Origin of the sequence: Lactobacillus sp. CBA3606 (assembly GCF_002970935.1) — a bacterium.
In the GTDB taxonomy this organism is placed as follows: Bacteria; Bacillota; Bacilli; order Lactobacillales; family Lactobacillaceae; genus Lactiplantibacillus.
Window position 1 is genome coordinate 2203839 of record NZ_CP027194.1, and the last position, 14008, is coordinate 2217846.

13 protein-coding genes and 1 tRNA gene are annotated in these 14008 nt (G+C 42.1%); 11 read left to right on the forward strand and 3 right to left on the reverse strand.

The features are described from left to right. The first annotated feature begins 42 nt into the window (after positions 1 to 42). The 8 genes from C5Z26_RS10675 to whiA all read left to right on the forward strand — a co-directional run bounded on the left by C5Z26_RS10675 (position 43) and on the right by whiA (position 7437). Positions 43 to 519 (forward strand): S-ribosylhomocysteine lyase, encoded by a 477-nt coding sequence (locus C5Z26_RS10675; RefSeq protein WP_105449931.1) that lies wholly within the window; start codon positions 43 to 45, stop codon positions 517 to 519. Positions 520 to 752: 233 nt separating this feature from the next. Then, entirely contained in the window at positions 753 to 1991 is a 1239-nt protein-coding gene (locus C5Z26_RS10680; protein ID WP_105449932.1) for an argininosuccinate synthase, read from the forward strand. Next, positions 1988 to 3394, forward strand: a complete 1407-nt coding sequence (gene argH / locus C5Z26_RS10685) for an argininosuccinate lyase (protein ID WP_105449933.1) — start codon at positions 1988 to 1990, stop codon at positions 3392 to 3394. Before C5Z26_RS10680 ends, argH begins: the two co-directional genes overlap by 4 nt. 130 nt (positions 3395 to 3524) lie before the next feature. Continuing rightward, the gene (locus C5Z26_RS10690; protein WP_105449934.1) at positions 3525 to 3854 is read left to right on the forward strand and encodes a heavy metal-binding domain-containing protein; all 330 of its coding nucleotides are present in this window, start codon (positions 3525 to 3527) and stop codon (positions 3852 to 3854) included. An 82-nt stretch (positions 3855 to 3936) separates the two neighbouring features. Continuing rightward, positions 3937 to 4473 (forward strand): HdeD family acid-resistance protein, encoded by a 537-nt coding sequence (locus tag C5Z26_RS10695; RefSeq protein WP_105450180.1) that lies wholly within the window; start codon positions 3937 to 3939, stop codon positions 4471 to 4473. Positions 4474 to 4610: 137 nt separating this feature from the next. Beyond that, positions 4611 to 5495, forward strand: a complete 885-nt coding sequence (rapZ, locus tag C5Z26_RS10700) for an RNase adapter RapZ (protein ID WP_105449935.1) — start codon at positions 4611 to 4613, stop codon at positions 5493 to 5495. Continuing rightward, entirely contained in the window at positions 5492 to 6493 is a 1002-nt protein-coding gene (locus C5Z26_RS10705; protein ID WP_105449936.1) for a gluconeogenesis factor YvcK family protein, read from the forward strand. Before rapZ ends, C5Z26_RS10705 begins: the two co-directional genes overlap by 4 nt. Before the next feature lie 11 nt (positions 6494 to 6504). Then, positions 6505 to 7437 carry a DNA-binding protein WhiA gene (gene whiA / locus C5Z26_RS10710; RefSeq protein ID WP_105449937.1) on the forward strand — a complete coding sequence of 311 codons (933 nt, stop codon included), beginning with the start codon at positions 6505 to 6507 and terminating at the stop codon, positions 7435 to 7437. A 102-nt stretch (positions 7438 to 7539) separates the two neighbouring features. Here whiA and C5Z26_RS10715 read toward each other — a convergent pair whose 3' ends face one another. Then, entirely contained in the window at positions 7540 to 8205 is a 666-nt protein-coding gene (locus tag C5Z26_RS10715; protein ID WP_105449938.1) for an MmcQ/YjbR family DNA-binding protein, read from the reverse strand. A gap of 386 nt (positions 8206 to 8591) precedes the next feature. Here C5Z26_RS10715 and C5Z26_RS10720 point away from each other — a divergent pair, with 386 nt between their 5' ends. Further along, positions 8592 to 10244 (forward strand): peptide ABC transporter substrate-binding protein, encoded by a 1653-nt coding sequence (locus C5Z26_RS10720; protein ID WP_105449939.1) that lies wholly within the window; start codon positions 8592 to 8594, stop codon positions 10242 to 10244. Between the two features lie 104 nt (positions 10245 to 10348). On the opposite strand, the gene clpP is transcribed toward C5Z26_RS10720, so the two are convergent. Both clpP and C5Z26_RS10730 read right to left on the reverse strand, forming a co-directional pair. Beyond that, positions 10349 to 10939 (reverse strand): ATP-dependent Clp endopeptidase proteolytic subunit ClpP, encoded by a 591-nt coding sequence (gene clpP / locus C5Z26_RS10725; protein WP_105449940.1) that lies wholly within the window; start codon positions 10937 to 10939, stop codon positions 10349 to 10351. Between the two features lie 326 nt (positions 10940 to 11265). Then, a tRNA-Arg gene (locus C5Z26_RS10730) sits at positions 11266 to 11337 on the reverse strand. Between the two features lie 81 nt (positions 11338 to 11418). Here C5Z26_RS10730 and rpoN point away from each other — a divergent pair. Then, positions 11419 to 12759 (forward strand): RNA polymerase factor sigma-54, encoded by a 1341-nt coding sequence (rpoN, locus tag C5Z26_RS10735; protein ID WP_105449941.1) that lies wholly within the window; start codon positions 11419 to 11421, stop codon positions 12757 to 12759. A gap of 217 nt (positions 12760 to 12976) precedes the next feature. Beyond that, positions 12977 to 14005: a sugar-binding transcriptional regulator gene (locus tag C5Z26_RS10740; protein ID WP_105449942.1), complete on the forward strand. Its 1029-nt coding sequence runs from the start codon at positions 12977 to 12979 to the stop codon at positions 14003 to 14005. Positions 14006 to 14008: the final 3 nt, after the last annotated feature.

Consider the following 14008-nt stretch of genomic DNA (forward strand, 5'->3'; position numbering starts at 1 on the left):
ACTAACTATGTTATTAGAATTTAATTAGAGGAGTGTTTCAAAATGGCTAAAGTAGAAAGTTTTGCATTAGATCATACGAAAGTTTTAGCACCCTATGTGCGTAAAATCACGGTTGAACATGGTGCCAAGGGTGATGCCATCACTAACTTTGATCTACGGTTAGTTCAACCTAATCAAACGGCGATTGATACCGCAGGGTTGCATACTATTGAACATATGTTAGCCGGATTATTGCGGGACCGGATGGACGGCGTCATTGATTGTTCACCATTTGGTTGCCGAACGGGCTTTCATTTGATCACTTGGGGCGAACACAGTACTGAAGAAGTGGCGAAAGCTTTAAAATCTTCCTTAGAATTTATTGCGGGTCCTGCCAAGTGGGAAGACGTTCAAGGCACAACGATTGATAGTTGTGGGAACTATAAAGATCACTCGTTATTTTCAGCTAAGGAATGGTCAAAGCTGATTTTGTCACAAGGGATTTCTTCTGATCCATTTGTGCGTCAAGTGGTTGAATAAGGTTAAAATTTAATGTTAAAAAAAGTTGTCATACCCAGTCGGTTATGACAACTTTTTTAGTTAAAATGAGAACGAAAATACATTAGCTTATGAATAAATGTATAAATAACCGTTTTAAAAGTGAATATTTCGTTTTATATGAATATTTCCCGTAAATCATTGCATAAAGTTAAAATGGGTGGTACGATACTGTCATTGAGAAGCGATGTTTAAAATTATGGAGGTATAAATCAATGGTCAAACAAAATGATAAAATTATTCTTGCTTATTCAGGTGGATTAGACACGTCGGTTGCGATTAGCTGGTTAAAAGACAAGGGATATGACGTCGTCGCTTGTTGTATTGATGTCGGCGAAGGCAAAGATATGGCAGCGATTAAAGCCAAGGCCTTACAATTAGGTGCTGTTTCGTCATACATGATCGATGCCAAGCAAGAATTTGCCGCCGAATATGCCTTAATCGCGTTACAAGGACATACCTTGTACGAAGGCGAATATCCATTAGTTTCAGCATTATCACGACCATTGATTGCTAAAAAATTAGTGACCTTAGCCAAACAAGAACATGCGGTTGCCATCGCGCATGGTTGTACGGGTAAAGGGAACGATCAAGTTCGTTTTGAAGTTGCCATCCATGCTTTAGCGCCAGATATCAAGATTGAAGCGCCAGTTAGAGATTGGCATTGGTCACGTGAAGAAGAAATTGACTATGCTAAAAAACACAACATTCCGGTGCCAATTAAGTTAAATAGCCCTTATTCAATTGATGAAAATCTTTGGGGCCGGGCTAACGAATGTGGTATTTTGGAAGATCCTTGGGAAGGTGCGCCGGCGGATGCCTTTGATCGGACCAAGGCATTAGCTGACACTCCCGATACACCAACGACTTTAGCAATTACGTTTGAAGCGGGGGTCCCAGTCGCGTTAGATGGTGAAACTTTAAACTTAGCTGATTTGATTGTTAAATTGGACAAGCTTGCTGGTGAACATGGTATCGGCCGGATTGACCATATTGAAAACCGGTTAGTCGGAATTAAATCACGGGAAGTCTATGAAGCCCCCGCTGCGACGGTCTTACTCAAGGCCCACAAAGATTTAGAAGATTTGACTTTCGAACGGGAATTGGCGCATTTTAAACCGTTAATTGAACAAAAGTTAGCCGATACCATCTATAACGGTCTTTGGTTCTCACCATTAATGGATGCGATGTTGGCGTTCTTAAAGCAGACGCAAGCTGTCGTGAATGGGGTTGTCCGGGTTCAATTATTTAAAGGCAATGTCATCACCGAAGGTCGGAAATCACCAAACTCATTGTATGATAAGAATTTGGCCACTTATACAGCGGCAGATGAATTCGATCAACAAGCGGCGGTGGGCTTTATCAAGCTTTGGGGCTTACCAACGCAAGTTAATGCGCAGGTTCAAGCAAAGGCACAAGCTGACGCACAAGCGACGCAGGCCCACGTCGAATGAGTACGAAAAAATTATGGGGTGGCCGGTTCACAGCGACCGGTGCCAAGTACGTGGATGAATTCGGTGCTTCAATTGGCTTTGATCAATTACTAGCTGCTGAAGATATTGCCGGTTCATTAGCGCACGTTAAGATGCTTAAAAAGACTGGTATTTTACCAGCCAATGAAGTTGATCAAATTGTCGCCGGGCTCGAAAAGTTATCCGAACAGTTAGCAGCCGGCGACTTGACCTTTGATACGGTTAATGAAGATATTCATATGAATATTGAAGCGTTATTGACCGCTGAAATCGGACCGGTAGCCGGTAAATTGCATACGGCACGGTCGCGGAACGATCAGGTGGCAACGGACTTTCATCTGTATCTGAAACATCAGTTACCACAGGTCTTGGATCGGTTACAAGCGTTAGAGACTGTACTGGTTGATAAGGCTAGTGAAAATATCGAAACGATTATGCCCGGTTATACGCATTTACAACATGCGCAACCCATTTCCTATGCGCATTATTTATTGGCTTACTATCAAATGTTTAAACGCGATATGGAACGGTTTGAGTTTAATCAGCAACATACTGATATTTCACCGTTGGGTGCGGCGGCTTTAGCTGGGACGACCTTTCCCATTGATCGGGAATATAGTGCCAAATTACTAGGGTTCAGTGCGGTTTACCATAATAGTCTGGATGCTGTTTCAGATCGGGATTTCGTGCTTGAATTTCTAAGTAATGCCGCCATTCTAATGATGCATTTATCGCGGTTCTGTGAAGAACTTGTTGCTTGGAGTAGCTATGAATTCAAGTATATTAGTTTGAGCGATCAGTTTTCAACCGGGAGTTCCATCATGCCGCAAAAGAAAAATCCCGATATGGCGGAATTAATTCGCGGGAAATCTGGCCGAGTTTATGGGAACTTAATGAGTTTGTTGACGGTGATGAAGGCGATTCCGTTGGCCTATAATAAGGACCTACAAGAAGACAAAGAGGGCGCTTTTGACACGGTGACAACGGTGTTAACAAGTTTACACGTCTTTACGGGCATGTTGGCGACACTAACTGTGAATGAGGACCAGATGGCAGCGGCGACGGTTAACGATTTCTCCAATGCGACGGAATTGGCGGACTATCTTGCTAATAAGGGGATTCCGTTTCGAGAAGCCCATGCGATTGTTGGCAAGTTAGTCTTAGATGGCTTGCAGAAGCACCGGCCATTACAGGATATTCCATTAGCTGAATACCAACAGATTTCACCGTTGATTGAAGCGGATGTGTATCATGATTTGGATGCTAAGGTGGCCGTTGAACGGCGGCATTCCTTGGGTGGAACGGGCTTTGACCAAATCAAGCTTGAGTTGGCGCATGCGCGGACCCAGTTGGCAGCGTATCAATCAGAAACAGATCAAAATTAGCAAGTTAGTTGATGATTAGTGAGGAATCTGGGCGATCAACCTAGGTTCCTCTTTTTAATTGTGATGGCTTAATTAGTTGTCACAACTAACTTAAACCGGTATATTGAGAGTATTAAAAGGAGGTTATCAAATGACAAAAATTTTAGTGACAACGACGGAACAAGTTCCCGGCCAAACGTATGAAATTATTGGTGAAGTTTTTGGGGTCACAACGCAGTCTAAGAACCTTTTCCGCGACATTGGCGCGTCACTTAAGAATGTGGTTGGTGGCGAAGTCAAAGATTATACCAAAATGTTAAATGAAGCGCGTACGATGTCGGTGGCGCGATTACGGACTAATGCAACGGCGTTAGGTGCGGATGCCGTTGTGATGATGCGATTTGACTCGGGGTCAATTGGCACCGATATTCAATCCGTCGTTGCATATGGCACGGCAGTAAAATTTACCACTGCAAGTTAAGTTAGGGTTTATTTAAGGTTATTGGAAACTCTTTCATGAACTGGTATGATAGAATCAAAGAGAATTGGAGATGTTATTGCGTATGTTTAATGATCATCGTTGGGGCTTTGACTGGAGCGAATTCATGACTGGAGTCGTGTTCCTCATTGCCGCTTATTTTGTTATGAAACAACCTAAGGCTGCGTTATTGAGTCTGGTATTCTTATTTGCCATTGCGGCAATTATTAGTGGGATTACGACGATTGCTGGTTATACGAAGCTTCGTCGCGAAACGGGATTACGGGCTAACTTCGCCTTGGTTTTTGCGATTATTGATATTTTGGTGGGCCTGTTATTCCTATTCCATGCGCCTAGTGGTATTTTGGTCTTAGGGTATGTCTTTGCGTTCTGGTTCTTAATTGATTCAATTGAACGTTTGACGGTGGTCTCACATTTAAAAGTCTTTGGCATGGGATATTACGTGCTATCGTTGATTTTGGATATTGCCAGCTTGGTATTAGGGATTCTGTTAATCTTTAATCCAATGATTGCAATTATTTCATTCAACATTTTGGTGAGTGTTTACTTTACAATTTTCGGGATCAATGCGATTTTAATCGCGTTTGCTCGGCGAAACTAAAAGTCACCTAGAATTGAAAATAAGGGGCTAGGGCCAATGGCGTTAGCCCCTTTATTGCGAGCAAAACGGGGCCGTTACTAGAAATGACACACCCGGTATGCTATACTACCAACAACATCGATCAAAGGAGCAACGTTATGGCAGAATCTTTACAATTAGTAATTATCTCTGGAATGAGTGGTGCCGGTAAGACCGTCGCTGTTCAAAGCTTTGAAGATCTCGGCTATTTTTGTATTGATAATATGCCGCCAGCTTTGTTACCAAAATTTTCTGAATTGGTTGAAGAATCCGGGAAAATTAACAAGGTCGCTTTGGTGATTGATTTACGATCACGAGCGTTTTATGACGAGATTATTGATATGTTAGCTAATTTGGACAATACCGACTTCGTGTCGACCAAAATTATCTTTTTGGATGCGTCCAATGAAGAATTAGTGTCACGCTATAAAGAAACGCGGCGGGCTCATCCATTAGCCATGGAAGGTCGAATTATGGATGGCGTGTATAAGGAACGAGATTTACTAGCGCCGCTAAAGGATCGCGCCTCTTATGTGATTGATACGACCACGTTAACGCCACGTGAACTCCGCGAATCAATTTTTGATAAATTTGAAACGAATGCCGATGAGACCTTTCACATCGAAATGGTCTCCTTTGGCTTTAAATATGGCTTACCGATTGATGCTGATATCGTCATGGATGTACGTTTTTTACCCAATCCATATTACATTCCAGCCTTAAAGGGCCAAACTGGGCTAGATCAACCAGTCTATGATTATGTGATGGCACAACCAGCGACTGAAGCTTTTTATCAACAGTTTTTAGGCATGCTTGAAAGTATCATGCCAGGATATGAAGCGGAAGGCAAAACCAGCTTGACCATCGCAATTGGATGTACTGGTGGGCAGCATCGCTCGGTAGCACTTACTAAGCGTATTGGGGCGGCTTTAGCGAAAAGCTATAAGGTACACATTAGCCACCGCGATATCGAAAAACGGAAGGAAACAGTTAATCGCTCATGAGAAAATATACGTTTAAGACTCAGCGACCAAAAATCGTCGTGATTGGTGGGGGAACTGGGTTACCAGTTGTCCTCAATGGTTTGCGCAAGCAAGCGGTTGACATCACGGCGGTTGTGACGGTGGCTGATGATGGGGGTTCGTCTGGCATTATTCGCAATTATGTTAACGTCGTGCCACCAGGTGACATTCGAAATGTCATGGTGGCATTGTCTAGCTTACCCCATTTATATAAAGATATTTTTCAGTACCGGTTCCAAGGTGATGACCAATTTTTTGCCGGTCATGCCATTGGAAATTTGATTATTGCCGCTTTAACCGAGATGAAATCCGGGGTTTTTGATGCGGTCCAAGAATTATCTAGCATGATGCAAGTTGAGGGCCATGTCTATCCAGCAGCCAACGAAGCTTTGACGCTGCATGGTAAGTTTAAGGATGGTTCTGAACTTGTTGGTGAAGCTGAGATTACGGCCGCACATAAGTCGTTAGACCGGGTGTGGGTGACTGATAAAGATGGGCAACGTCCCGCAGCGGTGCAACCAGTTATCGATGCCATCATGGCTGCGGATCAGATTGTCTTAGGTCCCGGGAGCTTGTTTACGAGTATTTTGCCTAATTTAACCATTGATAATATTGGTCGGGCTGTCTGTGAATCGGATGCTGAGGTTGTCTATATTTGTAATATTATGACCCAAAAGGGTGAAACCGATGACTTTTCAGATGCAGACCATGTCCGGGTTCTGAATCGACATTTAGGCGAAGCTTTTATTAATACAGTGTTAGTTAATACAGAAAAAGTACCGGATGATTATATGGATTTTCACAAATTCAACGAGGTTTCACGTCAAGTTAGCCATGATTTTCGGGGGCTCCGAGATCAAGGGTGTAAAGTGATTTCGTCGAACTTTTTACAATTGCGTGATAACGGGGCCTTTCATGACGGCGATCAAGTGGTCACGGAACTGATGAATTTAGTCGGTCATTCCGACATTTTAAGGTAGGAGGTAGCCAGATGTCATACGCCAGTGAAGTTAAAAAAGAACTAACTAACCTCGCTGTCCATCGCGAGAATGCGAAAGCTGAATTAATGGCTCTGATTCGAATGAATGGGACAATTACTTTAGCACATCATCACTTAATATTGAACATTCAGACGGAAAACCCGGCCATTGCGCGGCGTATCTATCGGTTATTAAAACAATTTTATGACGTCGCCAGTGAATTAATTGTGCGCCGTAAAATGAAATTAAATAAAAATAACTTGTATATCGTTCGTTTGCAGACCGGAACTGAAATGGTCTTAGCTGATCTAGGTATTTTTAAGGATTATCAGATTGTGGAAGTCGTACCAACCGAGGTTTTAACCGACGATGCGGCGGTGCGATCCTATTTGCGGGGGGCTTTTTTAGCCGGTGGGTCGGTGAATAATCCCGAAACGTCACGGTATCATTTAGAAATCTATTCCCTGTATGAAGAACATAATTCGATGATTTCACAAATGATGAATCAATACGGTATGAATTCACGCACGACGGATCGTCGTGGCGGCTTTATTACGTATATCAAGGAAGCTGAAAAGATTGCGGACTTTTTGTCGTTAATCGGGGCCACGAATGGCATGTTGAAGTTTGAAGACGTGCGGATTATGCGCGATATGCGTAACTCGGTTAATCGACTGGTTAACTGTGAGAATGCAAATATGGATAAGGTCGCAAATGCGTCCAGCAAGCAGATTGAAAATATTTTATTGATTGATGATACGGTCGGCTTGCAACAATTGCCACCGAAGTTACAAGAAGTTGCGGTAACTCGGCTAGCGCATCGGGAAGTGAGCCTCAAAGAATTGGGGACTTTAGTGCCCGGTGGTCCGATTTCAAAATCGGGGATTAATCATCGGTTACGTAAAATTAACCAGTTTGCTGAACAATTGCAAAAAGAAGCCTAATTAAAAACGAATGGCCAACATTACAAATAGTCGCGATAAGAATTTAAATTCTTGTCGCGACTATTTGTAATTGGTCATCAAGGGGCCAAAAGCATCCTAAAATTATTGGGCCAAGTCATAACTTAGCTGTAAATAATGGCGTAAATCAGCATCGGTAACCCGATCATCTAAGATGATTGAAAACCAGTGTTGCTTGTTCATATGGTAAGCTGGAAAATAATTTTTTTGATCGATTAAGGGGTGTTGATTGGCTAATCGGAAATCAACAACGGTGACAATTTCGTCTGAGGCCAGTCCCAGTTTACGTTGTGGTATTTTGACCAGCAAGGCATACCATTTTTGGGTGTCTGAGCGTCGTAAAATAGCGTTGTTTGGAAACTTTGACCATAAGAATTCAAGGTCATTGTGATAGTCGGCCTTGACGGTCTCGATTAACCAACGGGCTTGGCGTGATGGAAACACTGCAGGTTCAAAAGCTTGGTCAGCAACGGCTTGAAGTGCGTTGAGATAGGCTTTTCGAACGGTTGCAACAAAAGTACCGGTATTGCTGGCTGCCAGATGTAGCGTGTAGGGTTGCTGGGTGGCGTTGTCGATTAAGGTCGTGGTGACCGTGTTAGGTAGGGTTACTGTGATGGTTAATGTAAATGTTGGTGCTAATAATGGTTGTGACCGAATCAGGTCATGATTGTAGTGGGTAAATCCCATTTTTAATAGCTGAGCTAGTTGACCACGTTGCGCTTTAAAAATGGTTTGGGCCATATCATCCATGGGTTGATCGCCTCCTAAAATAACTGTTCACTATTAGTTTAAACCTGATTAAGTTTAAATGGCAATGCCAGCATTAAATAAATCACTTGACAAAAGTAAGTAAGACTATCTATACTAAAGCCATCTTATGAAATCGGAGAGACGTTGCGATGCAAATGAAAAAACAAGTCATGTTAATGAACTGCTGTCCATGTTGTGAAACTAACAACATGGCTATTTGCGTCGAATTACAAGCGTCTCTACTGCATCAAAACTAACGGCATTGAGCTCAAAACGTTATTTTTGAAACGCCTGCTTGGAATCTGACGAGATTCCTAGCAGGCGTTTTTTTGTTACCGATTCGAGGGTAGATTCACCAAAAAAAGTAAATTAAAGGGGCGAGAGTATTGAAGAAGCGATCAGTGTTAGCAGTTATTTTTAGTGTCATATTAGTCACGGTGTTAGCGGCCTGCGGTAAGCAAAGCAGTCAAACGACGACCAGCGGTAACTACGCAACTAACCAAGTTTTAAATCTTTCATATCCAAGTTCGCTTGATTCAATTGATATTTCGACGATGTCTGGTTATGGCAGTACGGGGAACTTGTTTGAGAGTTTATATCGGTTAGGTAAGGATGGGAGTGTCACGCCTGGTTTAGCTAGCCAAAGTAAGGTTTCAAAAGATGGTAAAACTTATACGTTCACGATTCGCAATGCCAAGTGGAGTGATGGCTCAGCGATTACGGCGCAAGACTTCGTCTACTCATGGCGGCGTACGGTCACGCCCGCGACTAAGTCTCAGTATGCGTATTTATTTTCAGGCGTTAAAAATGCAGATGCAATTGTCGCTGGAAAAAAGTCGGCCAACACGTTGGGAGTCAAGGCCAGTGGCAAACATACCTTTATCGTGACGTTGGATAAACCCATCACTTATTTCAAGAAATTGATGACTTATCCATTATTTGGCCCAATCAGTGAAAAAGCTATTAAAAAATGGGGGAGTAAGTACGCCACCAAAGCGCAATACATGGTATACAGTGGGCCATTCAAGTTAACTGGCTGGACTGGGACCAATAATAAATGGACGTATGTTAAAAATAATCAATATTGGGATAAAAAAGTCGTTCATTTAAATAAAATTAACTATAGTGTGAATGAAAGTTCGACGACCACTTTGAACTTGTTTCAAGAGAATAAACTGGATTTAACGCAGTTATCAAGTGAACAAGTGAAAAATATGAAAGCGAATAAGACTTACACCACGTATCCTTATTCAATCACGGCCTTCCTGGTTTATAATTTCCAAGATAGTAATGCCACGATTAAAAAGGCTTTGAGCAATCAAAAGATTCGCCAAGCTATCTCGTTATCAATTAATCGAGATCAACTTGTCAAAAATGTAATTGGAGACGCATCGAAGCCAGCCAAAACGTTCGTGCCACAAGATCTCGCCAAAGATCCCAAAAATGGTCAAGATTTTGCCAGTGAATCAACCGTCAAAAATTCGACGTCATATAATCCCAAGCTAGCAAAAAAGCTTTGGCAACAAGGGTTAAAAGAGGTTGGAATTAAACGGTTAACGATTAGCATGTTAACGTCGAATGACGAACCAAATAAACCAATTTCCCAATATTTCAAAGGCCAATTAGAGAAGACTTTACCAGGCCTAACGATTAATCTTTCAAATCTCCCGGCCAAGGTGGCGTCTTCCCGAGCACAACAAGGTGATTTTGATGTTTATCTGAGTGGTTGGGGTGCTGATTTCAATGATCCAATCTCACATCTACAAATTATGACGAGTGGCAGTGGTTATAATTATGGTAAATATAACCGTAGCACCTATAACGCATTGATTAAGAAAGCTCAAAATCAAGATGCTAATAATGCCGAAGCCCGCTGGCAAGATACGTTGCAAGCGGAAAAGGTGATTATGCAAGATCAAGGGATTACGCCAATTTATCAGACGGTTTATTCCTACTTACAGAATCCTAAAGCCAAGGGTATCATTCACAATACAGCCGGTACCCAATGGAATTACAAGTATGCTTATATGGAAAAATAAATTTAATTAAAAAAAATAGTAAGACGGCAACCGGTATGTTAAAGGTTAGCCGTCTTTTTGGCGCAAAAAAAGTGAGCTAACCGCAGTTAACTCACTTTAAATGATTATTTTAGCTTGTTGTTTTCCATAATATCATCGATCAAACCATATTCTTTGGCTTCTTGCGCCGTTAAATAGTTATCACGTTCAGTATCATGATTCAACTTTTCAACTGGTTGATCAGAATTGCTTGCTAAAATTTCGTTGATCTTTTTACGGGTCTTCAAAATTTCTTCAGCAACGATTTCAATTTCAGTTTGTTGCCCTTGAGCACCACCAGAAGGTTGGTGAATCAAGATTTCTGAATTAGGTAAAGCAAAACGCTTGCCCTTAGTCCCAGAAGAAGCGAGGACACTGGCCATAGAAGCTGCCATCCCCATAACAATGGTTTGGACATCGGACTTGATAAAGTTCATCGTGTCATAGATGGCTAAGCCGGCGGTTACAACCCCACCTGGTGAGTTGATATAAAGATAAATGTCTTTGTCAGAGTCTTGCGCGTCTAAGAAGAGTAATTGCGCAATAATCGCATTGGCCATGTTGTCTTCAATGGGACCAGATAACATAATAATACGGTCTTTTAAAAGTCGTGAGTAAATGTCATAAGCACGTTCGCCACGTGATGACTGTTCGATAACTGTCGGAACTGGATACATACTTGTTAGCCTCCTAAAGTTTCAATCTGATAAATTAGCTCATTGCTAATATAAATGTAGTTTACCGCTAAGGTCAGTAAAGGTCAAAAGAAAAACCTCAAAAACAAAATTCCGTTTTTTTAGGTTCCGTGGTATACTTAGGATTCTATCATATACGGCTTGAGATTGGGGGAATCCCAATCTCTTTTTTATGTCCAAATATCCTGACTGACAAGCAGCAGGGGTACCGCCTAGGTTGCTGAGTATGGTATGATGAAAGCGGTATAAGTTTTATTTTTGCTTGATTTGGGTATAAAAAAAGCTGAGATATAATCTCAGCTAAGTGATGCGCCCGGAGGGAATCGAACCCCCATTTCAAGAACCGGAATCTTACGTGCGATCCATTACACTACGGGCGCCTGAACAACATGTTATAGTTTAGCGGATTATGGCTGAAAACACAAGAGGTATTTATAAAAAATATTTGGGAGGCATTATTTATGGCATTAGGACCAGGCTTTCGCCAGCAACAACGGCAAACCCAAAAGTTAGCCATGACGCAGCGATTACAACAATCGATTCAAATGTTGCAATTTAACGTTGAAGAATTACGTGACTTTTTAACCCAAAAAGCGCTTGAAAATCCATTAATTGATGTTGATACTAATTGGAATGCCAATCATGCCAGCTTGAGTACGGCTAAGAACGTTACGGCTCATGATGATTTTATTGAACGGGTTTCAACATCTAACCAACACTCGTTGTTTGAATACCTATTAGATCAGATTCACTTAACCATGCGGGATACAAAGCTACGCAAAATTGTGTTGTACTTGATTGAATACGTGGATGTTAATGGGTATTTAAAAGTGGCTGATGAACAAGTGCTAGCGGCAACGCAAGCGACGCCAATTGAATTACTAGATGCCATCACCTTGTTACAACAACTTGATCCACCAGGGGTTGGGGCGCGGAACTTACAACAAGCATTGATGTTACAAACTGAAAATGATGATAGTGCCCCTAATTTGGCGTACATTATTTTAGAAGAAAGTTTTGATGCATTGGTTAATCGTAATTGGGCCCAACTAGCTAAAAAATATGCAGTTGAGTTGGCAGATATTTCAAGTGTTTACGACTATGTACGGACGCTAAGTCCAACACCCGGGGCGGCAGTCGGGCAAGAAACAACGGGATATATTTTTCCAGACTTAATTGTGACCCAACCAACGGCGGGACAATTGGCATTGAAGACGGCGTCGATGGCGCAGCCAGTTGTCAAATTTCAAAGTCGGTATTATCAACAGATGAGTCAGCATGATGATCAAGAAGTCACGGAGTATCTCAAAGAGAAAAAATCTGAGTACGATTGGATTGCGAGCAGCTTGCAACAGCGTGAGGCAACTATTTTTCGCGTAGGGACTGCGATTATCGAACGCCAGTCGGCATTTTTCCTTGAAAAAACCAAAAGCTTAAAACCATTATTATTGCGCGATGTGGCCCAACAGCTACAAGTTCATGAATCGACAATTAGTCGGAGTATCAATGGTAAATATGTGCAAACTGACTTTGGTATGTTTGAACTTAAACGTTTCTTTACTCAGGCGGTCAGCAAGCGTCCCACAGATGGCGAACTTGTCTCAGCTGATAACGTGCAACACCGGATTGTGGCCTTAATTAAGCAGGAAGATAAAGAAAAACCGCTTTCAGACCAAAAAATAGTTCAGATTCTTAAGTCGGAAAATGTCGAACTTTCACGGCGCACAGTGGCCAAATATCGGGAAAATCTTAACATTCCGGCCTCGTCGAAACGAAAACAATATTTAAAAACCGAACAGTAATGAAAACAACCATTTTAAGCAGTCGGTTATCGGCTGTGATGGGTTCTCATTTGCAACCATTACATGAACCTGTTATAATTCAAGTTGTGGTTAAGAGAGGTATGCAACATCGATTTCATCGTAAATTATCGTTGTGTGCTTTGTTTTTTTAAGTCTTTGGGTCGTTATTCGACATAGCTGGACTAAATCCGTCCCACTAGAGAGCAGGTTGGATGCCATGCATTCAGATATTCAATGGATTGAGGCAATTGCCCCAGACATGGTTGAAATGCTAAGTCATCGTTACTTGGTATTAAGAACCATTAATTGGATGGCCCCAGTTGGACGTCGGCTATTGGCTCAAACCTTAGAAGTCAGTGAACGGACGTTACGGACCGAAACGGATACGTTACGGAAGTTAGATTTAATTGTGACTGATAAGGCGGGCATGCAGTTGACGCAACCGGGAAAAGATGTTTTACTCGGGTTAAGCCAATTCATGGATGAGTTAATGGGAATTCGGCAGAAAGAACGACAGTTAGCGCAACGCTTCAATTTAAAACGTTGCATTATTGTCTCTGGCGATTCCGACCGACAGTTAAAGGTTATCGGGACCATGGGCGAAGAAGTTAATCAACTATTACAGCGGTTATTGCCAGAAGGAAATAACATTATTGCGGTAATGGGTGGTCATACCATGGAACATGTGGCAAATCATTTATCTAGCAAGCTTGCTAGTAAGCGTGACTTGCTGTTTGTTCCGGCGCGTGGTGGGGTTGGTGAATCGGTTGCGATTCAAGCGAACACGATTGCGTCACAAATGGCACAACATACCGGTGGTAAATTTCGGTCGTTGTTTGTGCCCGAACAGGTCAGTGAACGAACTTATGAACCACTCCTTAAAGAACCAAGTATTCAAGAGGTGTTGGGGATTATTCGTCAAGCCAATGTGGTGATTCACAGCGTAGGTGATGCGGTTTCAATGGCGCATCGTCGGAACATGTCTGAGGATCAAATCAAAGTATTACGTGGCCGTCATGCGGTTGGGGAAGCTTTTGGTTATTTCTTTGATAAAGACGGCAACGTTGTTTATCGAATTCCACGCATTGGGTTGCAAATCGGAGAACTGGTCAATATGGAGATTATACTCGCAGTGGCGGGCGGTGCTTCTAAGGCGACCGCGATTGAGGCGTATATGAAGATCGCACCTAAGAAGACGTGTTTAATCACGGATGAAGGTGCAGCAAACTTGATTTTAAAAAAGTAATCT